The organism is Cyclobacterium amurskyense, from assembly GCF_001050135.1.
In the GTDB taxonomy this organism is placed as follows: Bacteria; Bacteroidota; Bacteroidia; order Cytophagales; family Cyclobacteriaceae; genus Cyclobacterium; species Cyclobacterium amurskyense.
The window spans coordinates 5,080,215-5,105,932 of sequence record NZ_CP012040.1 but is presented as its reverse complement, the minus strand read 5'-3'; the positions used below and the strand labels follow the sequence as shown (position 1 = coordinate 5,105,932).

The window sequence follows — 25,718 nt, the reverse complement described above, 5'->3', positions numbered from 1 at the left end:
GCTTATTTGGTTACAGGCTCTTCAATAACAGCCTTCATAAATGATACCTCTCCGGTATCGACATCATAATAACCTCCTGTCATTCCAATTTCTCCATTTTCATACAACTCTTTTAAAACAGGACTTTCTTGTAGAATCAAGTCCATGGTAGAAATAACATTTTGTTTTTCTACGGCCCTAATGAACTCAGGGTCAGTTTTATTTGACTTAGGCATATTGTCTGAAACTTCATCAATAGCAGGATGAACCTTTTCCAATAATCCAGTTAAATTTCCGATTTTTACTCCAGCACAGGCTCCTTTTATCGCTCCGCATTTGCTATGTCCTAGGACTACGATTTGTTTGGATCCAGCAAGTTTACAAGCAAATTCCATGCTTCCTAAAATGTCTTTATTAATTACATTCCCAGCTATTCTAACGCTAAATATATCACCTAACCCTTGATCGAAAATCAATTCAGCAGAAGTCCTACTGTCTATACAGCTCAAGACAACAGCAAAAGGAAACTGTCCATCTTTAGTGTCATTTACTTGCTCTAGTAAATTTCTATTAATTTTAAGATTGCTTACAAAACGTTGGTTTCCTTCCTTTAATATAGTCAAGGCCTTAGCTGGCGTCATTGTGGCCTGTGTTTCTGCAGTATGTGCTTTCATTTTTTATAACTATTTTTTTTAAATATAGGTATCTATAATTATTTAATTATGGAAAAGTTGGCTAATTCTTTCTTCTGACAAAAGGTTTTTGTCGATATGAACTTTATTGTTGGTATCGATATCATTGTCTAATCGATAAGCATCTTTAAAACCTACTAATTTAACCTTAATTCCTTTTTCTTTTGCATTTACCATTTTAAATTCATGAATCAAATCAAGTACATCTTGAGCTATATACACTGTATCTGAAGCATTTATTATTACGTTTGAATTCTCTGGGAGTTTGTTCAGAGTAAGCTTAATTGCAGCTTTGTTAAGAAATGAAACTTCCTGGGCTAAATCTACATGGATTACATCACCACTTGTGTATTCTTCTTTTCTAAAGAAGTAGGCTTTTTTGATATTACCTCTTAGAATGAAAATCACACTTACAATCATTCCTAATGCTACTCCATTTAACAAGCCAAGGAATACCACCGCCAACAACGTTAAAATAAATGGAATAAATTGGTATTTACCTCGCTCCCAAAAATGTTTAAATGTAGCAGGATTTGCCAATTTATATCCAATGGTTAATAAAATGGCGGCAAGGGTTGCCATTGGAATCATATTTAGAAAAGCAGGAATACTTAATACGCAAATAAATAAAAGAAAACCGTGGATTATTGCCGACATCTTGGTTTTAGCACCTGAATTTGCATTTGCTGAGGACCTAACCACAACCGATGTCATTGGTAAGCCACCCAATACGCCACTGATCATATTACCAACTCCCTGTGCTTTTAATTCTACGTTGGTATTAACAAATCGTTTTAATGGGTCCAATCTTTCCGTGGCTTCTATGCATAGTAATGTCTCTATTGAAGCAACAATGGTAATAGTAATGGCTACAATCCATACGCCAGGATTAAAAATTGCTTCATAAGATGGAGAAACAAATATCCCTTTAAATTCTTCAATATTCTTAGGAACTGGTAGGCTAACCAAATATTCCGAGGTGACGGCAAAAGCACTGTCTGTTAAGATAAAGATTCCGTTGATTACAATTCCTGTAATTACAGCAACCAAAGCGCCAGGCACCAACTTTAACTTTTTCAAAGCAGGTGTTTTTTGCCAGGTAATAAGTACTGCCAAAGAAGCAACTGTTATAATTAGAATTCCAGGTTGAATGTCTTGAAAGGCAGCAAATATATCAACAAAAATCCCCAATCCAGAGCTTATTTCTACGTCAGAACCCAAAGCCAAGGGAATTTGCTGAATAAAGATAATAACGCCTATACCTGCTAGCATTCCCTCAATAACATTGGAAGGAAAATAATTGGATATTGTTCCTGCTTTCATCAAACCCAAGAGCAATTGCATAGCCCCAGCTAAAATTACCGCTACTAGGAAAGATTCATAGCCAAGATCTGCTATTGCAACAAAAACAATTGCCGTCAAACCAGCTGCAGGGCCTGAGACACTAATATGAGATTGACTTAAGAACCCAACGACGATACCGCCTATGATGCCTGTAATGATTCCTGAGAATAAGGGTGCGCCAGATGCCAAGGCAATTCCCAAGCATAAAGGTAGTGCTACCAGAAATACTACCAAACCTGATGCAACATCTGATTTTAGATGCGCAAATAGATTATTACTTTTCATGTAAAATTATTATGAGTTTAAAATTTCTTACCCCTGTAAAGAACATAATATACTCTTAGGGATAGATAAAAATCCAATGACTGCAAGATTTACAATGTCATTGACAGAAAGAAAAATTATTTAAACTCTGGAGGTGGAACTATTATTCCCGGATCATAGAGGCTATTCAAGAAATTATCGATGTTAATTCTACGCGAAATATCGTTATCAAACGATCTGGCTAACAAGAAATAATTCGTAGGAAAAAAATCATCAACATCCAACTCGCATTTTACTTCATGCTCTTTAGTTTCTTCTTCTGTAAATGAAAAAAACATGGATATATTCACCTCATCATCTATCGCTGCCACCACAATGCTGGGCATAAACAATAGCGAAAGGAAAAGGGTCAAAAACCCAAATGCTATACCTCGATATGTTGATTTATTAAAAGCCAATCTTAAATATTTGTGAATGCAATATAGTGAATAACATAAAATTTAACGTCCTCTAATTGAAAATGTTTAGAATTTTTCGTCAATTTTATGCTTTTAGCTTGAAAAACAGCACTTAATTAAAGAAATGAAAAAGCAACTTTAGTTGATATTTTACTTAGCTCAGGGCCATAAAGTCAAGATTTTTCCATTCTACCATCCAACAGGTGAATTACTTTTTTACCATAAGTAGCATTCTTTTCTGAATGTGTTACCTGTATAATGGTGACCCCTTCCTCATTTAATTTCTTAAACAACTCCATAATTTCTTGGCCTTGCTTTGAATTTAGATTACCAGTTGGTTCATCAGCTAAAATTAACTTAGGCTTTCCTATCAAAGCACGAGCCACTCCAACAAGCTGCTGTTGTCCCCCACTTAGTTGAGTTGGAAACAAGTCTTTTTTTCCTACAATATTAAAACGATCCAACATATCAGCAACAAGGGCTTTGCGTTCAGATCCGGAATGCTTTTTATAGAGCAAAGGCATTTCCAGGTTCTCATAGACCGTCAACTCATCAATTAAATGATAAGCCTGAAAAACAAAACCAATGTATTGTTTGTAGAGCTCAGCACGGTGTTTTTCTTTCAATTGGTGAACAGGTTCATCCATAAAATTGTATTTACCTTCATCAAAGACATCCAACATACCAATTACATTGAGCAAGGTAGACTTTCCTGAACCGGAAGGTCCCATAATGGAAATAAAAGCGCCTTCCTCAACTTCAAGATTGATGTCTTTAAGCAAAAAAACCCTTCTTCCGCCCTGTTGGACCCATTTAAAAATATTATTTAATTGTATGAGCATGGTATAATATTAGTGTTAAATATTTTAATTTTCAGTTCTATTCTTCCTTTAAAGCATCCACAGGATTGGCCATGGCAGCATTGAGACTTTGATAACTAACAGTCAAAAGGGCAATGCCAATGGCAAGTACTCCCGCCAAACCAAATACCCACCAACTGATCGTTGTTTTATAAGCAAATCCTTCCAACCAATGATGCATACCGTACCAAGCTATTGGCACGGCAATAATAAAAGACATCAATACCCATTTTAAAAAGTCTTTGTTAAGTAAAATTATAATTTCGGAAACTTTGGCGCCATTCACCTTTCTAATGCCAATTTCTTTGGTCCTTTTTGCCATGGAATACGAAGCCAAGGCGAACAAACCCATGCAGGAAAGCAAAACAGCAAGTATAGAAAACCAAGCCACCAAGGTGTTGATTTTTATGTACTCTTTGTACTGTTCGGTAAGTTTTTCATCTGCAAAATAAAACTTGGGTGCTATTCCTGAAAAAGCAGCACTCCATTTTTCTTTCAATTGATCAAGCACCTGAAGGCTTGCTCCTTTCTTTGCTTTGATGGAAAAATATCCCCAATTGGTAAAATCCTCCTGATCAGCAAAAATATGTACCAATGGTTGGGCTTTGTGTTGAACTCCTTGATAGCTGAAATTATCCACAATACCCACCAACTTCCGAATTTCCCCACTTGTTGAGCTTTCATTAAGAATCTGCCCATTTGCTTCCCTATAACCCAACACTTGTGTAGCAGCCTTATTGAGAACAATCGCATTTTCAAAATCTACGCTTCCTTTTTCAAAGCCATGACCTGACAATATTTTTATTCCAAAGGTTTTAAAATAGTTTTCTCCAACATAGGCTTTTCGAAGGTGTATCGATTCTGGCAAGTTTTCTCCCTGAGGGTAAAAACCATTGTAATTTTCACCATAGTAACCTGGGAAACACTGAGAGAAGCTTAGGGCCTCAACCAATGGACTTTCTTCTATCTCAGCAGCTATTCGTTTGTATTGGTTGCTTGTCTTTTCCAAGTCAGGAAATTGCCAGGGTTGTAATTCTGTAATGATTACATTTTCCGTGTCAAAAAGAGGGTCTTTCTCCATCATGGCCTTGACTTGTTTTCTGACCAAAACTGTACCTGAAATCAATACAATAGCTATGGCAAACTGAATCACAATTAGGGAGTGTCTTGCAGCAGAAGACCTGCTTCCTGAATAAGCATTTCCTTTTAGACTTTCTGTCAATGTACCCCTTGCCCAGAAAAAGGAGGGTATAATACCAGATAATATGCCCACTACCGCCCATATAAGCAATGGTATCCAAATAAAAACAGGATTTTGGAAAGGTGCAAAATGTAATTTGGTTTCAAAGAGTGAATTGAAGCTTGGAAGAAATACAGCCATTAAGCCTAACCCTAAAAACAGGGCAACAAAGCTAACTGCAAAGGATTCTGTCAATATTTGCCCAAAAAGCTCACTCCTACTGGCACCATGTACTTTCTTAATGCCTATTTCCTTAATGCGAGAAAGTACACTGGTAATTGTTAGATTTATAAAATTAACAATAGCGATACTTATAATGCCTAAAGCAATTATGCTGAGGATGACAATTAGCGTTTGGTTGGATTCCTCAGCAGCATGGTATTCACTTAAAGACAATAGGTTAAGGTCTGTTTCATTTTGACCTACCGGTAAGTAATTTTCTTTAACAATTTGCTTAAGTTTTTCATCAAGTGCTTCGGGGTTTATTCCATCTTTTAGTTGAATATAAGTAATTGAAAAGGTGTTGTACCAGTCATGTATACCCTTCATCCAAGGGGAAATCTCCTCCCCTGTATCATAAGAGGAAACAATATCAAATTTTATGGAAGAATTTGAAGGAATGGCTACCACCCCTTTAACTTCTAGGAATACATCCTCAAATTTTATTTGCAGTTTTTTACCTACAGCAGGTTCATCACCAAAATACTTTTTAGCAAGGTTTGTACTTATCACCACCCCATATTTGTCCTGAATAGCATTTTTTGCAGATCCTTCGGTAAATGGAAAACTAAAGACAGAGAAAAAACCTTCATCTACGTATATAATATTTTCCTGGAAGGCTACATCTTCATAACTTATGCGAAAACCTTCCCAATCAAAAATTCGCGTACCATTTTCAATTTCAGGTATCTCTTCCAATAGCTTCGGCAATAAAGGCCCTTTGGTCTGAACAGATTCCCCATCCCTGATCCTGTAGATATTTTCATAATTATCATGAAATTGGTTGTAGCTCAGGTCATTATGGACATAAAGTGCCAAAAGCAAAAAAGATGCAATCCCAATGCCTAATCCAAAGGTATTAATCAAAAAGGTCCCCTTGTTGTTCTTTATATTTCTAAAGAAAAGTTTTAAGTTATGTCGCAGCATTGTTTCATAAATTATAAATGTCAATTTCCTTCAATCTTTTTTACGATCTTTATGCCATAAATATAATATACTTATAATCAGAACATTGTATTGCATTCAATCTGGATCAGAATACGAAATGTAAAATATTTTGACAAATTATGTCTAATAAATTTACACTTTGAGGTCGCTTATTCCGTACTCAAGCTATTCACAGGATTGGTATTGGCTGCGGCAAATATTTTGATACTGATGACAGCCAATGCAATTATTGAAATACCTAAGCCACCAAGTAGAAAGACCCACCAACTCAAGGTTGTTTGGTTGGCGAATTCCTGTAACCAGGTACTTATGCCCCACCAGGCTATAGGAACAGCTATAACAAAAGCAATGCCGACCAGTACCATGAACTCCTTCCCAAGTAAAAGGTTAAGTTGCATGATGGAGGCCCCCAGGACTTTTCTAATGCCAATCTCTTTGGTGCGCCTTTCGGTGGTATGGATTACCAAACCAAGAAGGCCAAGGCAACTGATGAGTATGGCCAATCCGGTAGACCATTTTAAAAGCGTGGCCGTACTTTGCTCCTCGCTGTAAAATTTCTTGACATCCTCATCCACAAAATTAATTTTAAACGTTTCGTCAGGAAAGAACTCCTTCCACTGCGATTCTATTTTATTTATTGCCAAAGGCCAATTTTCTATATCGTTAGCCTCAAAGGAAAAGTGTAGGGTTCTATTTTGACTATCCTGAAGAAATGCCATAGGCTCTATTTCCTCCCTTAAGGAACTTTGGTTAAAGTCTTCCATAACCCCTACAATAGGTATATTTTTATTGTTTACTTTGAATTGCTGGCCAATGACCTCTTCCGGTTTTTGAAATCCAATTTGGCGCATCAATGTTTCATTGATTACGTATTCCGAAATGGAATCCTTGAGAGGTAAACGACCCGTCAAAAGGTCTATTCCATATAAATCGAGGTAATTTTCATCCCCATAGAGCAATTGTATTTGAACATGGGTTTCCTCCCCCTCAGAAAAATAGCTCACTCCTCTTCCTGAATAGCTTTGGGATGCGGGAGGATCTCCAGCAATACTTAAATTTTTAACCTCAGGGACTGCTTCAAGTACCTCCTTAAACGCTTCATATTTTTCAAGCGAAGCTTCACCCCTCGGAGCTTTAATATAGGCAATAGACTCCGTTTTAAATCCCATGTCCTTATTTATCAGGTAGTTTATCTGTTTGCCTACCAATAGCGTGGCTATAATAAAAACCTGGGCAATTACAAATTGGAAAACGGTTAGGAATTTTCTTAAACTCCCCTTGTCCCCATCCAAAACCGATTGATTTTTGAGTACGGATACTGGTTTAAAATGAGACAACACAAGGCCTGGATAAAATCCCGCCAAAAAGGTAATGAGGATTAGTAACAGCAATAAAGAAAAAATAAGCACCGGGTTTTGCATTAAATCCAAGCTAAGCCCAGGAGGTATAAAGTCGGCGAATACACGAAGCAGTAAAGAAGCTAAGAATAGGGACAAAATAGCTGCCGAAAGGGTCAAAATGAAAGTTTCACCCAGGTATTGAATCACCAACTGTTTTTTGGAACTTCCTAAAGTTTTCCGAATACCAATCTCCTTGGCCCGTTTGGCAGATTGAGCTGTATTGAGATTGATAAAATTAATGCACCCTAAAAGCAATAGAAAAAGGGCAATAAAACCTAAACCAAATAAAATATCAGCGCTTGCCCGGTAACTGCTGTTGTCAAATACGCCGTAATTATCGTTAAGGTGTAGGGCTTTCAAAGGTTGCAAATTGAAGGACCTGAAATAGCCCAAAGCAGCCATTTCTTCATTCTTGTACTCTTCAGCCAAAGCATTCAGTTGGGCTTGCACGGCTTCTTTATTATTAAATTTATCTGTTTTAATAAACAATTGGGTTGATGAACTGATACTTCCCCAACTAGTATCATAGATATAACTATACTTCTCTGAATTTTGAACCGAGCTTCGGGATAAAAACTCCTTGAATGTAAAGTCACTACGGTCTTCAAATTCAGCCACAATTCCTGTCACTTTTACGATTAAAGAATCCTCATAAATCAAGGTATTGCCAATGACTTCTTCGGGTAATTTGCCAGGAAAGTATTTTTCCGCCCTACTTTTGCTCAATACTACTTCATACGGATTTTCGAGTGCTGCATTGGATGATCCCGCAAGCCATTGGTAATTGAAAATCTTAAAGTATTCCTGGTCAGCAATCACTATATCTCCTGGCCAGTCAAATTCCTCTTGACTAGAAGCTACAGTTACTTTATCAAAACCAAAAAGGAAAAATGGACTGACATGGTCAATTCCTGTACTATTGGCTTGTAAAACATCAATTAGCGGTACCGGAACACCTCTAAAATGGCCTTCTCGGTCAGGTCCTTGGGTATCATCTACTACTACACGGTAAATCCTTTCTCTGTCCTCATGAAATTTATCAAAAGTAAGGTCATAATAAATCATGATACCGATCACAAAAGCGGCACTCAAACCTATGGAAAGACCAATTACATTGATCAATGAGAAGGTTTTGTTTTTCCAGATACTTCGAAAAGCGATTTTTAGATAATTTCTGTACATGGCCCCCTCATTTACTCAGTTCTTAAACTCTTCACAGGATTTACATTTGCGGCTTTAATGGCTTGGAAGCTTACCGTCAATAGGGTAATGAGCAATGCGCCAGCAATGGCATAGCCAAAGGTCCAACCAGATATTTCCATCCGGTAATCGTAATTCTGTAACCACTGACTCATAAAGTAATAGACAATAGGAATCGCAATCAGGCAGGAAATCAGTACAAGAATCACAAAATCTTTGGAAAGCATCTGCCATAAATTTAAAACGGATGCCCCCAACACTTTTCGAACCCCTATTTCCTTGGTTCGTTGCTCCGCGACAAAGGAAGCCAAACCAAAAAGGCCCAAGCAGCTAATAAGAATGGCCAAAAGGGTGAAAACTCCTGCCAAATTCCCCAGGCGCTCTTCAGATTCAAACTTTTGACCAAAAGCCTCATCTACAAAACCATAATCAAATTGTGCAGAAGGAACAACTTTGGCAAATACCTCTTCAATCCGGGCAATGGCATCACTGGCAATTGCATCGGGCTTTATTCTAATGTTAATATAGTCTACCCTATCGTAATCAATATAGAAAAAGGCCTGTTTTACAGGATTGTAAGGGGACTGCATCACCATGTCTTTTGTAACACCGATGATCTCTGCCCGGTCGTCATTCCCAATTGTAATGAAGCTTCCTACCGGATTTTCCAGGCCCATGTATTTGACAGCTGTTTCATTTAAGATAATGGTCGAAGAGTCCGAAGCATAGTCCCTGGAAAAATCCCTGCCATCCACAAACTGCCAACCAACGGTATTCCCATAATCATGCGTTACCCGCAAAATACCAAAGTCAGGTGACATCTCAGGATCTTTGCCTTCCCAACTGATACTACCACCTCCATTGCTATATACCCCCATTAATGGAGAAGAAGACTGGGTCATGTCTTCCACAACTCCTGTGTTTATCAATTCATTCCTCAATAGGTTGTACTTTCCATTGTACTCGGGATTATTCATTTGTATCGAAATAAGATTGCTTCGGTCATAGCCAATCGGCCGGTCCTTGGTGAATTCTATTTGGTTAAAAACGATCACTGTTCCCACTGCCAACATTATTGATACAGCAAACTGAAAGACTACCAATACCTTTCTGGGAACTGCGGAATAGGGTCCAGCCTTAAAGGTTCCTTTCAATACCATGATCGGACTAAAAGAGGAAAGGTACAAGGCCGGATAACTACCAGCCAACAACCCAGTAAGCAAGGTGACCCCCAATATAGATGCCCAGAAGGTCAGGTTGGCCCAGGGTATCTGCATATTTTTGCCCGCCAATTCATTGAACCATGGAATGGTGAGCAATACCATTGCCAATGCGAAAAGTAGGGCAATACCTGAAATCAATATGGATTCACTTAGGAACTGGAAGACCAATTGCTGCTTATTGGAGCCAACTGTTTTTCTAATGCCTACTTCTTTGGAACGCTTTTCAGAGCGAGCTGTACTGAGGTTCATAAAGTTAATACAGGCCAGAATCAATACAAATAAACCTATGGCTATAAATAACCACACAAAAGTGATCCTACCTTCTGTAGGCTCCCCTTGAGCATCAAATTGGGAATACAAATGCCATTTGTCCATGGGATAAGCAAAAGGATGTAGACCACGTTTCTCGAAACCCTCCAATGATTCCGCGGGTCCGTATTGAAAATACAAATCCTTCAAAGCAGCATTGGCTGTTTCAAAATCAATTTCTGGCTTCAATTGCACATAAAATTGGAAAGACCAATCATCCCAAACTGTTTTTATTCGTTCGAATCTTTCGGGCTCATTGGCCTCTGTCAATTTCCAATTGGCAAAAAATTTCACATTGGCAAAACTGTTGTTTTTGGGGAGTTCCTTGTAAACGCCATTTACGATGGCATTCATCTCATTATTGATCTTTATAGATTTACCTATTGGATTTTTTTCTCCAAAAATGGCTGCAGCAGCAGTTTCAGATAAAACCACGGCATTGACCTCTTCTAAACTCGAATAAGAGCCTTGTATCATTTCCAAAGAGAGCATTTCCAGCCCCTCACTTTCAATAAACTGCCCTGTTTGGGTGTGATTTTCTCCCGCATTCGTCAATACATAATTCCCTACCCAGGTGGCACGTATTGCATGCGTAAAATAATCTGAATAATTGTCTTTTATAACGCTACCCATGATGTAAACCGTAGAGGGAAAAGACTCAATTTCACTTGTATCCAGGTTTTTGGATCTATTGTAAACCTGTGCAATCTTATCATGGTTTTTATGGTGGGTATTGAAAGTAAATTCATCCAGAACCCATAGACCGATCATGATGACAACAGCCATTCCTAGTGCCAATCCCCCGATATTAATTGCAGAGTAGCTTCTGTTTCGTGTAAGATTTCTCCAGGCGATTTTTAGATAATTTTTATACATGATTTTATGGTTTATTCGGTTCGTAAACTTTTAACTGGGTTAATATTCGCTGCTTTTATTGCATGAAAACCTACTGTCAACAGTGCGATAGTCAAAACCATAGCACCTGCCATGACAAAAACCCACCATTGAATTTCTATTTGATAAGCAAAATCCTCCAGCCAATAATTCATAACAAGCCAGGCCAAAGGAGACGCCACTATAATTGCGAGTCCTACTAGTTTTAAAAATTCTTTGGACAAAAGTTTTACGATGCCCATTACGGATGCGCCGATCACTTTCCGTATGCCTATTTCCCTCCGTCGCTGCACAGTACTATAAGCTACCAGGCCAAATAAGCCCAGACAGGAAATAATAATGGCCAGCATAGAGAAATTAAAAATAAGGTATCCGAATCGCTCGTCAGCTCGGTATTGACGGTCAAAGAATTCATCAAGAAAATAATAATCGAAGGGTTCGTTTGGTAGAACGGCCTTCCATTTTTCCTCAATGGAGGCTACTGTATTTGTTAAATCATTTGAGGATAATTTAACCGTCAGAAGCCCTTTTCTACCTCTGTCCACCCGCATGGTAAGGGGATCAATGTTTTCCTTTAAGGACTTAAAATGAAAATCTTGTACTACCCCGACAACCCTGCCTGAACGCCCCCATTGCTCAAATTTGGCTTCCAGAGCATCCTTCGGAGAAGCAAAGCCCAGCAATTTCACAGCACTTTCGTTAATTACCATGGCTTCTAAAGTGTCTGTTGGAAACTGGCTGGAAAAACCTCTTCCTGCAACTACCTTCATATCAAATTGAGTAATGGCATCAAAATCCACAAAATAGGCATCAACATCTACTATTTGTTGGTCATTGTTTACATTTTGAATCCTTGAATAGGCCAAAGGATTGTCTCCTCCTGGAATGCTTGATACCAAACTCGTTGAGACTACTCCAGGTAAAGCCTCAAGTCCATCTTTTAGCTCAGTATTACTGGAGTTCAATATTACCATCCGCTCTTTATCAAACCCCAAATCCTGGTTCCGCATAAAACTCATCTGGTGATAAATGACAATGGTACCAATGATTAATGCTATGGAAATTGAGAATTGGGTAACGACCAGCCCTTTTCGCAATAGAATCCCTTTCGTTCCATTGGAAAAACTGCCTTTCAATACATTTACAGGCTTAAATGAAGACAAAATGAATGCAGGATAGCTACCTGCTAATATTCCTATAAGTATTGCGATTCCTAATATAGACAAGACATGAGAGGGATTAGACAAAATACCCTCAGCTATGGTTTTACCCGCCATATCGTTAAAAGCAGGTAGAATCAGCGAAGTAATGGCAAGGGTTAAGGAAAATGCCAGTAAACAAATGAGGGTAGATTCACCGATAAACTGGAGGCCCAGTTGTCTTTTTTCAGCACCAATTACCTTGCGTATTCCCACTTCTCTGGCCCTTTCCGTGGACCTTGCAGTAGTAAGGTTGATGAAATTAATACTGGCAATCAACAAAATAAAGAGGGCAACAATTGATAGGGTATACACATTGTTAATGTTTCCACTTATCGTTCTGTATCGGTCTGATCGCAGATAAACCTCCTTAAAAGGTTCCAGGTACAATGTGACGTAGGCCTGGAGTTTTTTCATCCCTTCCCCATCATTTCTTTCTAAGAATTCTGGGAATTTAGATTCCAATACCTTGGCATTTACCTTTGGCTTGAGCAATATATAGGCATCCGGCTCATACCCTTCCCAATTGTCATTCAAATTGGGACTATAATTTTCAGTAAAAAAAGTGGTTAAAGAGATCAAAATATCTGCCCTTAAATGGGAATTTACAGGCATATCTTCCATCACAGCTGTTACATTGCCTACAAAACCATAATCCTCAATATCCAAAGACTCGCCAATGGGGTCCAGATCTCCAAAATACTTTTTTGCCATTGATTCAGAGAGTACAATGCTGAAAGGAGCTACAAGTGCATTTTCCTTATTTCCAGATAAAAGTTTAAAGTCAAACATTTTGAAAAAATCCGGATCAACTGCCAAACCATTGTTTTCGTTGTATCTTTTACCATCGCGATGAACCAACAGACGGGTTTCCTGAATTCTTACTGCTGATTCAACTTCTTCAAATGCTGTATGCAAGTGAGGTGGCACAGCCCAGGCAGGTTCACTATTTTTTATGGTACTTGTTGGTGTTTCAATATCCGATACCACCCGATAAATCCTGTCTGCCTTGCTGTGAAACTGATCATAGCTGAGTTCAAAGCTCACATAAAGAAGAATCAGGAAACCAGCACTAAGCCCAATTGCCAGCCCTGCAATATTCAAGAACGAAAAGCCCCGATGTCTCCAAAGATTTCGAAAAGCGATTTTTAGATAGTTTTTGTACATGGTTTTTCTTCTTTAATTGATGCGGAATTTTACTCCGTACCTAAACTTTTAATTGGGTTCACTATTGCTGCTTTGATGGCGTGAAAACTCACTGTTAGCAGTGCAATTATTATTGCTGAAGCCCCTGCGAGAGCAAACATCCACCATTGAAGGGTAATGCGGTAAGCGAAATCCTCTAACCAGAAATACATAAAGAACCAAGCTATAGGGGCAGCAATAAAGAAGGAGATAATTACTAATTTTACAAATTCCCTGGACAAGAGATTTAATATTCCTCCTACCGAAGAGCCCAACACTTTTCTAATTCCTATTTCTCGTTTGCGCTGTAAGGTGCTGTAAGCTGCAAGACCTAATAATCCCAGACATGAAATAAATATGGCTAGCGCTGCAAAGTTCAAGAAGAGATTTCCAAATCGTTCTTCGGTCTGGTATTGTTTATTAAAAGATTGATCTAAGAAATAATAATCAAAAGGGGCGTTTGGAATTATAGCCTCCCATTTGGATGCAATAGCAGCTACAGTTTGTTGAATATCTTTTGGGTTTACTTTCACAACCAGTAAATCAGTACCTTTTGGTTCAAGCCGCATTGTCAAAGGCTCGATAGGTTGTCGAAGAGATTTAAAATGAAAATCTTTAATTACCCCAATAATTTTACCTTCACGTCCCCATTGTTTAAAATTGGCACCAATGGCTTCCTCAGGAGAACTGTATCCTAACAACTTCACTGTCTCTTCATTCACCACCATGGCCTCGGTAGAATCAGTTGCAAATGCTTTTGAAAAGGATCTTCCGGCAACAAGCGGTATATCGAATTGAGGAATAAATTCCTCATCTATAAAATAGAGTGCGAGGTTGGCGATCTGCAAATCACCATTTATATTCTCCACTTCAGAATAAGCAGAACTATTGCTTTTTCCAGGCACACTTGAGGAAAGCGAAGTTGAAAGTACATTGGGTAAATCATCAATGGCATGTCTCAATGCTTTTTGAGAAGGCGAAACACCTGTACCCAGGACAATGGTTTGTTCTTTGTTGAAACCTAGTTCCTGGTTGCGCATATAATTCATCTGATTATAGATGACAATGGTTCCAATAATCAATGCGATTGAGATGGTAAATTGAGCAATTACCAATCCTTTTCTCAGAAGAATCCCTCTGGTACCAGAAGAAAAACTTCCTTTTAAAACACTAATAGGCTTAAAAGAGGACAATACAAAAGCTGGGTAGATACCTGCCAAAACGCCAATACCCAAGGACATTAATAGAAGTATAGGCAATTGATTGGCACTAGAAATAATACCTGGGCTTATTATTTTACCGGCCATGTCATTAAAAAAGGGAATGGCTATAGCGGTAAGAACTAGGGCGATTATAAATGCCATAAATGAAATAACAATGGACTCCCCTAAAAATTGAATGCCCAATTGTCGTTTGCCTGCACCAATAACTTTTCGGATTCCAACTTCTTTGGCTCTTTCGACTGACCTGGCAGTAGTTAAGTTTATAAAATTGATGCAGGCTATTAATAAAATGAAAATAGCCACAATAGAAAAAATGTATACATTACTAATATTACCACCCCCAGCACCTCCCCTGGTGGACCGTAAATAAACATCTATTAATGGTTCAAGAAAAAGATTGACATACATCTGCGACTTCTTCATTTCCTCTCCATTATTTCGCTCTAAAAATTCTGGAAATTTGGCAACAAGTTGATCAATATTGGCATGTTCCGCTACGAGAATATAGCCAGCCGCACCGTAATTGTTCCAAAAACTATCCACATCCCTATCCATTCCTTTGGTATAGGTGGCCATAGATACCACCATGTTGGTCTTGATGTGTGAGTTTTCGGGAAAGTCTTCCATCAAGCCAGTAACAGTAGCTAAATGGCCTTCCTCCATGATTTTAACTGTTTTGCCAACAGGATTCTCATTTCCGAAGTACTTCTTTGCAGCCTTTTCTGAAAGCACCAGGCTGAAGGGGTCTTTTAAAACATTGTCCGCATCTCCTTGTAGCAGTTTAAAATCGAATACATTGAAAAAATCGGCATCAACAATTTTGGCCTCTGTTTCCTGGAATTTGATGTCCTCTTTGCGGACTAACATATCCAGCCCTGAAATCCTAACAGCAGCTTCAATTTCAGGGAATTGTTCTTCTAAATGCGGCGGTACAGCCCAGGCAGGGATATCTGCTTCGATATTGTCTGTAGGTGTTTTTATATCTGCAACAACCCGGTAAATACGGTCTGCTTTAGAATGGAAATTGTCATAACTTATCTCAAAACCTACATAAAGTAAAATAAGAAAACCGGCGGTTAGCCCAATGGCCAAGCCGCTTATATTTAAGAACGAAAAGCCCCGATGTCTCCAAAGATTTCGAAAAGCGATTTTTAGATAGTTTTTGTACATAATTTTCATCTTTTGAAGACAGCCCAAGAAGTAAGTACTTGTGAAATCATCGGTATATTATTCTGACCGTAAACTATTTACGGGGTTTGTTAAGGCAGCTTTAAATGCCTGAAAGCTTACTGTTGTCATGGCAATTGCAACTGCAATGGCCCCTGATATCAAAAACATCCACCATTTAATTTCAATGTGATAGGCAAAGTCCTGTAACCATCTATCCATACCAAACCAGGCAATGGGAAAGGCGATTAAAGAGGCAATGGCGACTAGTTTTCCGAAATCTTTGCTCAACATCAGGGTAACAGAGATAATGGAAGCCCCAAGGACTTTTCTTAAACCAATTTCCTTTCTACGCTGAGCAGTTACAAAAATCACCAATCCCAACAGACCAAGACCTGAAATGATAAAAGCCAGGATCGTAAAGACGAGTGATAATTTTCCCTGTTTTTGCTGGGACAGGTATTGCTGGTTAAAGTTTTCATTGAGAAAATGGACATTTGCTTGATTTTCGGAATCGAATTGTTCCATTGTACTTTTTACAAATGCAATCCCTGCAACCGCTTTACCTTTTGAGATTTTTATATAAAGATTGTCTCTTTCCCTATCATTTGGTGGCATCAACAGTACCATAGGTTCGATTTTATGCTGTAAAGAAGTTGAATGAAAATCTTTAATAACCCCGATAACCTGCCGATTTACCAGGCTGTCATTTCCGGATTTATAATTGATTTTCTTTCCAATGGCATCTGTATAGCCAAGGGAATTCATCAATGTTTCGTTAATGATTACGGTGCCCTCTTTATCTGTTGGCATATCAGGTGAGAAATTTCTACCCTGTAATAACGCCATTCCATTGGTTGGCAGAAAATCCTCATCGATGTAGAGAAAATTTGCCATAGTGGCAGTGGTTTGCATTTTTCCATTTACCTCAAAAAAGAAACTAAATTTGCCAAGGTAATTGGTACCTAATGGATTACCGGCTGTTGCCACGCTTTCTACCATAGGGCTTTGCAAGAGTGTAGCTTTCAATGCTGGTATTTTGCTACGTACTTTTACATCATCGATATGGCTTATCAGCACCTGAGTTTTGTCAAATCCAAGGTCTTTTTGAGAGACAAATTGCATCTGTCTGTAAATAATGTAGGAGCCACTAATCAGGCAAACTGTAATGACAAACTGGACTACTACCAGTGATTTCCGTAAGAAAATACTAGTACCCATATTGCTAATTTGCCCTTTGAGTGAAGGAATCATTTTAAGCCTTGACAAAAACAAGGCAGGATAACTCCCACATAAAACCCCTGTCAAAACCGTAAAAAGGACGATTGCGCCAATGGTTTTAAAAGCTCCGAAATGCAGGAGTGTCAAATCTTTTTCTGCAAATTGATTAAATACAGGAAGGGTTAATTGAACAATAAAACAGGCTAAAAGTGAAGCAATAAAGGTGACCAAAATTGCCTCACTTAAAAACAACCCTACGAGGTGTTTTATTTCAGATCCTACCACTTTCCGGATACCGATTTCCTTCACCCGCATGGTGGCGCGTGCTGTAGATAGGTTCATGTAATTGATTACCGCAATCAACAATACTAGTAGCCCAATTACAATAAATAAGTAGACCAATCCGGCATTTCCATTGGCACTTAATTCATAATCCAGATGAGAATGCAGATGAATAGCTGTCAATGCTTGTAATTCTATCTTAAAATCAGAAAAATTCATTCGGTTGGCCAGGTCCTTTTCAAAAAGAAGCAACTTGTTTGCAAATGAATCTGGGTCAGTCCCTTTCTTTAAAAGAAGGTATGTATAGAGAAACGCAGCATTCCAATTTTCACTTCTCAGATCTTCTAATGCAAATGAACGGATTGCACTGAATTTCAAGTGGGAGTTTTGAGGAAGATCCTTTATTACCCCCGTTATTTTGATAGGCTGTTTTTGGTTGCCCAGGGCAATTGTTTCATTGATTGCTTTTGAGGCATCCCCAAAAATTTTAATCGCAAGGCTTTCAGTAATGACGATGGTTCCAGGATTTATCAAGGCAGTTGCGCCATTTCCATAAAGAAACGGGTAATTAAAAAGCGCAAAGAAAGTATTTTCTGCAAACCAAATGCCTTCTTGGTTGATACTTTTATTGCCGTAATTGATTAGGTCACCACCTTCAATATTGATTCTTACTGCCTCTTCCACTTGAGGGAATTCATTTTTTAAAGCGACTGCAAATGGTGGGGAGGTAAGAGCAATGTCCATTTTTCCATTGTCCCAATTCGCATGCTGAGCAACCCTAAAGATTTGCTCCGAATTGGTGAAGGATCGATCATAGCTAAGTTCATCGGCTACATACAATGCTATCAACCAAAATGCTGCGAGACCTATGGCAATACCGCTAACATTCAGAAAGCTGTAGCCTTTGTTTCGTTTTATATTTCGCCAGGCGATTTTAAGGTTGTTCTTAAGCATAAATCCTTATTTAAAGCCTTCACCAGCTTTTAGGGCCAGTGATGACTATTCTAATTTATTCTGACCGTAAACTATTTACGGGGTTTGTTATAGCAGCTTTTATGACATGAAAGCTTACCGTGAGTACGGCAACCAATGCCACCATCAGCCCAACCCCAACAAATGTAAATGGGCTAATCACAATGCGGTGCTCATATCCTTCAATCCAGCTTTGCATGGCATACCAGGCCAAAGGGGCTGCTATTAGTAAGCTGATAAATACCAGCTTTAGAAAATGGAATGAAATCATTTTTACGATTCCATTGACTGAGGCACCCATTACTTTTCGAATGCCTATTTCTTTGGTACGAATTTCTATGACCCAAAGGGAAATGGCAAAAAGCCCCAGACAAGACAGGAAAATAGCGATGCCCGATGCGATACCAAATGTTGTGGTTAAAACACTTTCTCCTTCATACCAGGCTTGCAGGTTTTCATCTAAAAAGGATCCTTTGAAAGCTACATTTGGAATTACTTCTTCCCAGGTCGTAGCAAGTTTATCCATTGTGGCACTTGGATTATCTGATCGAACTTTTAAGAGAATATAGTTGAAAGGTTCATGGGCAGAAAGGTGCATCACAATTGGCAAAGACCTGTCCGATGGTGAATACGCGTAAAAATCTGGCACAACCCCTATAATTTGATTGCCCGACTGCTCTCCCTCTCCCCCAAAGTATTTTCCTATAGGATCAGTTTCTCCCATGGCTTTGACAAAACTTTGGGTGACCACCACTGCATTAATGGTGTCTGTCGCGAAGTCAGAATCGAAGTCTCTTCCTTTAATAATTGGGATTTGCAAGGTTTTTAGGTAGTCGAAATCCACCAATATCCAGTCTGTGTCTATCTTGTTTTCATTGTAAACAAAATCTATATTCACCCTTGATGTAACCCGGTCTAGTCCCCTACCCAAATTACCTCCTGCTCCGGATACGGAAACAACCTCAGGATCGCTTGCCAGTTCGTTTTGAAGTCTTGACAGTACTTTTCTACCATCTTCTTGATTTCCTACAGGAATGCTAATCACTTGTTCTTTTTCAAAACCTATGGGTTTTTCCTTTAAGAAATTCAATTGCTGACCTGCGATTACACTTACAAAAATCAACAAGCTGGAAATGGCAAATTGACTCACCAATAAAGAATTACGCAAGGCTCCAGGTCTATTTTTGGAGACATTTCCCTTTAAAATGGCCACCAATCCGAAATTGGCCATTTTTAGAGCCGGATACCCTCCGGCAATCAAAGTGACGAGCATGAAAACACCAAACAGGATGGCCAAGAAACCAGGCTGTAATAAGGTGTCTATTTGAATGCCTCCTCCAAATTGGGCATTAAAAACAGGCACCAATTGAAAGGCAATCGCAATCCCCAATATAAATCCTATGCTATAAAGTAGAAATGCCTCACCCCATAATTGTAAAATAAGCTGGCCTTTGAAAGCGCCTAAACTTTTTCGGACACCTAATTCCTTACTCCTTTTAAAGGAATGTGCCATGTTTAAGTTTACAAAGTTGAAACAGGCAATCAGCAGTATAAATGAACCTAAAACTGCGATGGAGTAGATCAATGTTTTGGGGGCACTTCGTTCCCCAGAGAAATGGACCTGGTCGATAGCTGTAAGATTAAGGCTTAACAGTTCTCTGGTACCCATGGCCTCAGGATTTTCGATTTTGAGCGAAGCCAATTCCTCAGGGTAATATTTTTCCACCATTGCCACCAACTTCTCTTCAATAATTGTCTGGTTGCTATTCTTTGAAATTTTCACGTACAAATTGGGAGCATTAATATCCCATTTGTTTTTATTGCTACCATAATTGGCAAGTGACTCAATGCGTGCCACAGCATCGAAGCGAATACTGGAATTCTTTGGGGCATCTTCAATTACAGCCGATACATTAAAGGACTGCTGTTCTCCGATTTTCCCAATCTTTAATTCTTTTCCAATTGGGTTAATGTCTCCAAAAATAGCGAAAGCAGTACTTTCACTTAGGGCGATGTTATTGATATTTGAGAGGGCTGTTTGCTTGTCCCCAATAAGGATTGGGAAATTAAAAACATCAAAAAATTCAGCGTCAGTTCTGGAAATAATCTTCTCAATGCCTTTATCTCCAAAGGTTATGTTTTCAGGAAAGCCACTTTGAAGGTTTATTGCAGTCTCAATACCTGGTATCTCCTCTTCCAGAACTGGGCCCAGTGGTAATGGCATACTGGAACTAATATTCATTCCCTGTGAAGCATTGGTAAAACGCGAAACCTTGAATAACTGGTCTGAATCCTTATGAAACGAATCAAAGCTAAAATGAAAATAGGCAACTAAAAACAGCATTATGCTTATAGAGAAGGCAACCGCCAAACCTATAATATTGATAAAGGAATGGAGTTTATACCTTCGGATATTTCGCCAGGCAATTTTTAAATAGTTATTGAACATGATATTTTTAGTTTTTAGCGGCCATTACTTTTACACTTTAGAAGCTACGTTTCTTTATTCCGTACTTAAACTTTGACTAGGATTTTTTATCGCTGCCTTAATACTTTGATAGCTCACAGTTAGAATGGCTATGCCTATTGCCAGAAAGGCAGCATAAGCAAATATGCTCCAACCGATTTCTATTCGGTAGGTAAAATCCTCAAGCCATTTGTTCATGGCATACCATCCTATGGGTATGGCTATCAAAATGGAAATACCTACCATTTTTAGAAAATCCGTCGTTAAACGCAGGGTGATTTGCCCCACACTTGCTCCTAAAACTTTTCGGATACCAATTTCCTTCGTACGCTTTTGGGCGTTGAAAGCAGCCAGACCGAATAGGCCTAGACAAGCAATCATTATGGATAAAACAGTAAATACCATAAAGATCTGTCCTAGTTTTTGTTCGGATTCGTAGACCCTATTGAATGAATCCTCCATAAACCTGTAGTTGAAAGGTTGGCCGGGCGCCATTTTGGTCCAAATTGACGCTATGCCTTCAATGGCATTGGGGAAATCACCAGATTTTATCCTTACAGCCATTGTACTTGAGGAACTGCCTAATGAAAGACTCAATGCGCCAATATCTTCCCTTAAAGATTCAAAATGGAAATTTTTAACTACCCCAATAACTTTATAGAAATCTGGGTTTTCTTCCCCTAAATCCTGAGACAGTCTCAAGCCCAGGGCCTCTTCAGGTTTTAGCCCTAAAATTGCCAAGGCGGATTCATTTATTATCATCCCCGTAGAATCTGAAGGGTAACGTTTGTCAAAATCACGACCGGCTATTAATTCCATATTCAAGGTGGATATATAATCATGATCTACCTGCCAATTTTGCATCTGCAAAGCATTTTCCTGTTCGGTAGATCCTTCCTTAAAGAAACCGTTGTCCTGTCGGAAGGATGGCGTAGGCAAATACCCACTCAAAGAAACATTTGCCACCTGACCCAATTGCTGAACTTCCTCTTTAAAGGCTTCAATTTGATTACCAGTTGCATATACATCATCAATCACCAGGATTTGATCTTTGGTATAGCCCAGGTCTTTACCCTGAATAAAATTAAGTTGCTGAAAAACAACCAAAGTAGCCACGATCAATATAACCGAAATGGCAAACTGGAAAACGACAAGTGAGTTTCGAACCCCTCCTCCCCCAATACTGCTTTGTCCACTCCCTTTAAGGACTTTTGCGGCCACAAATTTCGACATAAAGAAGGCAGGATAGCTACCTGAAAAAAGGCTTAACAGTATGGTAGCCGACAACAAAATGATCCAGAAATAAGGGGCTGCAAAAGGTAGGGTCATTGATTTCCCCGAAAGTTCATTGAAAAAGGGCAGTGCTAAGACTGCAATCCCTACAGCCATCAGCAAAGAAATAAAAGAGATCAAACCTGCTTCTGTCAGGAATTGCCAAACCAGTTGGGACCTGTCAGAACCCAAGGTTTTGCGAATGCCAACTTCTTTGGCTCTTTTTAGTGAATAGGCCGTTGACAAGTTCATGAAATTAACGCTTGCCAATACAATTAAGAACAAACCTATAAATGAAAGAATGTATACATTTTGAATACTACTATTTGCGCTGAGCTCATGGTGGCGATTGGAATGCAGGTGAATATCAGTCAAAGGAATGGTACTGTACCTTAAATAATTACCGGATGCAGCAAAAGATTCCGCTGTTATTCCGGGATAGAACTGCTGAACATATGGAAAGATGTATTTTTCCAACATTGAATGCAGAGGCGCTTTAAAATCTTCAATAGTTGCACCTGGTATCAGTTTGATAAATGTAAAATAATTGTGGCTGGTCCATAACATTTGCTGTGCATCATCGTACCCAGCCAATGCCATAAACAGAGAATGATCCCTCAATAAACTATTCTTCGGCAGGTCGTCCATCACGCCGGTTACCGTATAAGTATCCTCATTGTTTACCAATAAAGTTTGGCCCAAAGCATTGTTAATTGAGAAGTGTTTTTCTGCGGCTGTTTTGGTCAGCACCATCGTGTTTGGCTCAGTGAGCGCGGTTCTTGAATCCCCTACCAACAAGTTTATTCCAAAAAAATCAAAAAGTGTAGAATCTGCAAAAGCTACCTGGTCTTCCTTTGTGTTTTCTTCAGTACCACTTTTTCTGATCAGTAAACTCCCCCGATTCCTGATCCGGGTAACATTTTCAACCTGGGAAAAATCATTTAGAATTGTACCAGCCATTGGAGCTCCGGTTTCAGCTATGTTCATGACCGCGCCACCAAATTTAATGTCCGCATTGATGCGGTAAATACGGTCAGAATCAATGAACATTTTGTCAAAACTCAGTTCGTCGTAAACGTACAGAGATATGAGCATGCCCCCCGCAATACCTATGGTAAGACTGAAGGTATTTAGAAAGGTAAAGAAAGGCTGTTTCTTCAAACTTCTCCAAGCAATTTTAAGGTAATTTCTAAACATGATACTGGTTTTTAAATTGCATCAAAATTATTCCGTCCCTAAACTATTTATCGGATTAGCTATCGCCGCTTTTATGCTTTGATAGCTAACCGTAAGAATGGCAATGGCTACAGCCAGAAAAGCTGCAAGTGCCATAACCCACCAACCCACTTCTATTTTATAGGAAAATTCTTCAAGCCACTTGTTCATGGCATACCAGCCCAAAGGCAATGATATTAGCACCGCAACTCCTACTAACTTTAAAAAATCAACTGATAACCTAAAGGATATTTGACCTACACTGGCTCCTAATACCTTTCTGATTCCAATTTCCTTGGTCCGTTTTTCCGCATTAAAAGCAGCCAGCCCAAATAGTCCCAGACAAGCCACCAGAATAGAAAGGACCGTGAAAATGACAAACAGCTTACCCAACCGTTGATCTGATTGGTAGGTGTTGTCAAATGAGGCATCCATAAAGTAATAATTAAAAGGAAGTTCAGGGGCCAACTGGGTCCAGATGGTTTCAATCTGGGTGATGGCTTGTGAAAAATCACCTGCATTCAGTTTTATGGCCATAAGGCCTGGGTTTTCGCCTATTACCAAACTTAAGGGATTAATGGTTTCCCTAAGGGATTCATAATGGAAATCATTGATGATTCCGATTACTTTATAGAATTCCTGGTCGGTATCCACCATATTGGAATAAAACCTTTTTCCCAAAGCTTCCTCAGCTGTTATACCCAGCACTTTCAAGGTGCTTTCGTTGATGAGCATGGCGCTGGAATCTGCAGGCCTTTCTCTGTCAAAGTCTCTTCCAGCAAGGATTTTAAGGTCCAAGGTAGCCACATATTCATGATCCACCGCCCATGTTTGCATGCTCAAGGCTTTCTCCTGATCGGAAACGCCTTCCTCAAAATACGAATTACTACTTCTATTTGAAGGGGTTGGTAAATACCCACTTAGAGTTGCTTCTTCAACTAGGGCCAATTCCCGAATTTCTTCCTTTAATGTGCTTGTCTTCGAACCCAGCGCATACACATCATTAATGATTAATACCTGGTTTTTTTCATACCCAAGATCCTTTTGCTGTATGAATTGCAATTGTCCATAAACAACCAAGGTTGCCACTATTAGAAATACAGATATTGCAAATTGAAAGACGACCAATGCATTGCGCAATTTCCCGCCCCCAACAGCACTCCCGCCATTTCCAGAAAGTACCTTAATCGGTGAAAATCGTGAAAGAAAGAAAGCAGGATAACTTCCAGAAAACAAACCCAAAAGGATTGTGGCCGAAAGAAGCATCAACCAAAAACCAGGAGACATAAATGGCAGAGACAATTGCTTGTCAGATAGGTCATTGAAGTACGGCAGGATTAGTAAGGTTAAACCTATTGCCAAAAGCAAGGAGGCAAAACTGATAAGGCCTGATTCGGTCAGAAATTGCTGGATCAAGGTGTATCGATTGGATCCTAAAGTTTTTCGTATGCCCACCTCTTTGGCCCTTTTTAAAGAGCTAGCAGTGCTCAAATTCATAAAATTGACGCTTGCCAAAACAATCAAAAACAGCGCAATAAAGGAGAGAATATAGATATTTTGAATACTATTGTTGGCACTCATTTCTCCTGTTCGCTGAGAATGAAGGTGAATATCGGTCAATGGAATGGTACTGTACCGAATATAATTGCCTGAAGCAGCGAACTGCTCCTCAGTGACACCAGGGAAGACCGTTTGGGCCCAGACCATCACATAGGTTTTCACAATAGTAGGTAGCGCAGCATCAAAATCAGCGATCCTGGTATTTGGCTTTAATTTTACAAAAGTATTGTAATTGTGGCTACCCCAATGGGCTATTTTAGCATCAGCATAGCCTTCCATAGCTATAAAAAGGGAATATTCACTCAAAAATGAATTTCTAGGCAAGTCGTCAATTACGGCGGTTACAGTATAGATGTCTCCACCATCAAAAACGAGTGTTTGCCCCAATGCTTCATCTACTGGAAAAAACTTTTCAGCAGCAGTTTTGGTTAGGACCACTGTGTTTGGTTCCGAAAGAACCGTTTCGCTGTCTCCCACGAGTAAATCAATACCGAACAATTCCAAAAATGAAGGGTCTGCATAGGTAGTTCTTGATAACTTCACCTTTTGTAAGGTGCCACTTTTGGTAACAAAGGTACTGCCTAAAGTTCTAAACCTGGTGGCAATTTCCACTTGAGGGAAATCACTTTCCAAAACCCCAGCCATAGGTGCAGGCAAAACAGCCGTGTTGTTTTCCGATCCCCCGAACTTTATATCTGCATCTAAGCGGTAAATTTGTTCTGCATCAGTGAACATCTGATCATAACTCAACTCATCGTAAATGTACAATGCGATGAGAAGTCCTCCTGCCATGCCCACAGTAAGTCCGAAAATGTTGAGAAAAGTGAAAAAGGGTTGCTTTTTCAAACTTCTCCATGCGATGATAAGATGAGTTTTAAACATGACAAATATTTTAAAATAATAATAACCTTCTATTGTCCTCACT

At 39.1% G+C, this 25,718-nt stretch carries 13 protein-coding genes; all 13 read right to left on the bottom strand.

Annotation, left to right across the window (positions count from 1 at the left end):
* Positions 1 to 2: 2 nt before the first annotated feature.
* The 13 genes from CA2015_RS20410 to CA2015_RS20350 all read right to left on the bottom strand — a co-directional run bounded on the left by CA2015_RS20410 (position 3) and on the right by CA2015_RS20350 (position 25,675).
* Positions 3 to 653, bottom strand: a complete 651-nt coding sequence (locus tag CA2015_RS20410; RefSeq protein ID WP_048643574.1) for a carbonic anhydrase family protein — start codon at positions 651 to 653, stop codon at positions 3 to 5.
* Between the two features lie 42 nt (positions 654 to 695).
* A complete protein-coding gene (locus CA2015_RS20405) occupies positions 696 to 2,300 on the bottom strand; it encodes a SulP family inorganic anion transporter (RefSeq protein ID WP_048643573.1) in 1,605 nt (534 codons plus the stop codon).
* Between the two features lie 116 nt (positions 2,301 to 2,416).
* Complete coding sequence (locus CA2015_RS20400; protein ID WP_048643572.1) at positions 2,417 to 2,665, bottom strand: hypothetical protein; 249 nt, start codon at positions 2,663 to 2,665, stop codon at positions 2,417 to 2,419.
* 245 nt (positions 2,666 to 2,910) lie between these two features.
* Entirely contained in the window at positions 2,911 to 3,579 is a 669-nt protein-coding gene (locus CA2015_RS20395) for an ABC transporter ATP-binding protein (protein WP_048643571.1), read from the bottom strand.
* 37 nt (positions 3,580 to 3,616) lie between these two features.
* Positions 3,617 to 5,983: an ABC transporter permease gene (locus CA2015_RS20390; RefSeq protein ID WP_048643570.1), complete on the bottom strand. Its 2,367-nt coding sequence runs from the start codon at positions 5,981 to 5,983 to the stop codon at positions 3,617 to 3,619.
* A 170-nt stretch (positions 5,984 to 6,153) separates the two neighbouring features.
* Entirely contained in the window at positions 6,154 to 8,586 is a 2,433-nt protein-coding gene (locus CA2015_RS20385) for an ABC transporter permease (RefSeq protein WP_048643569.1), read from the bottom strand.
* 11 nt (positions 8,587 to 8,597) lie between these two features.
* Entirely contained in the window at positions 8,598 to 11,012 is a 2,415-nt protein-coding gene (locus tag CA2015_RS20380) for an ABC transporter permease (RefSeq protein WP_048643568.1), read from the bottom strand.
* Between the two features lie 11 nt (positions 11,013 to 11,023).
* Positions 11,024 to 13,396 (bottom strand): FtsX-like permease family protein, encoded by a 2,373-nt coding sequence (locus tag CA2015_RS20375; RefSeq protein WP_048643567.1) that lies wholly within the window; start codon positions 13,394 to 13,396, stop codon positions 11,024 to 11,026.
* Positions 13,397 to 13,425: 29 nt separating this feature from the next.
* Positions 13,426 to 15,807, bottom strand: a complete 2,382-nt coding sequence (locus CA2015_RS20370; protein ID WP_048644656.1) for an ABC transporter permease — start codon at positions 15,805 to 15,807, stop codon at positions 13,426 to 13,428.
* A 57-nt stretch (positions 15,808 to 15,864) separates the two neighbouring features.
* Positions 15,865 to 18,261: an ABC transporter permease gene (locus CA2015_RS20365; protein WP_048643566.1), complete on the bottom strand. Its 2,397-nt coding sequence runs from the start codon at positions 18,259 to 18,261 to the stop codon at positions 15,865 to 15,867.
* Positions 18,262 to 18,316: 55 nt separating this feature from the next.
* Positions 18,317 to 20,728, bottom strand: coding sequence for an ABC transporter permease (locus CA2015_RS20360; RefSeq protein ID WP_084011925.1), 2,412 nt, complete (start codon positions 20,726 to 20,728; stop codon positions 18,317 to 18,319).
* A 54-nt stretch (positions 20,729 to 20,782) separates the two neighbouring features.
* Entirely contained in the window at positions 20,783 to 23,215 is a 2,433-nt protein-coding gene (locus tag CA2015_RS20355) for an ABC transporter permease (protein ID WP_048643564.1), read from the bottom strand.
* A gap of 27 nt (positions 23,216 to 23,242) precedes the next feature.
* A complete protein-coding gene (locus CA2015_RS20350; protein WP_048643563.1) occupies positions 23,243 to 25,675 on the bottom strand; it encodes an ABC transporter permease in 2,433 nt (810 codons plus the stop codon).
* Positions 25,676 to 25,718 lie beyond the last annotated feature (43 nt).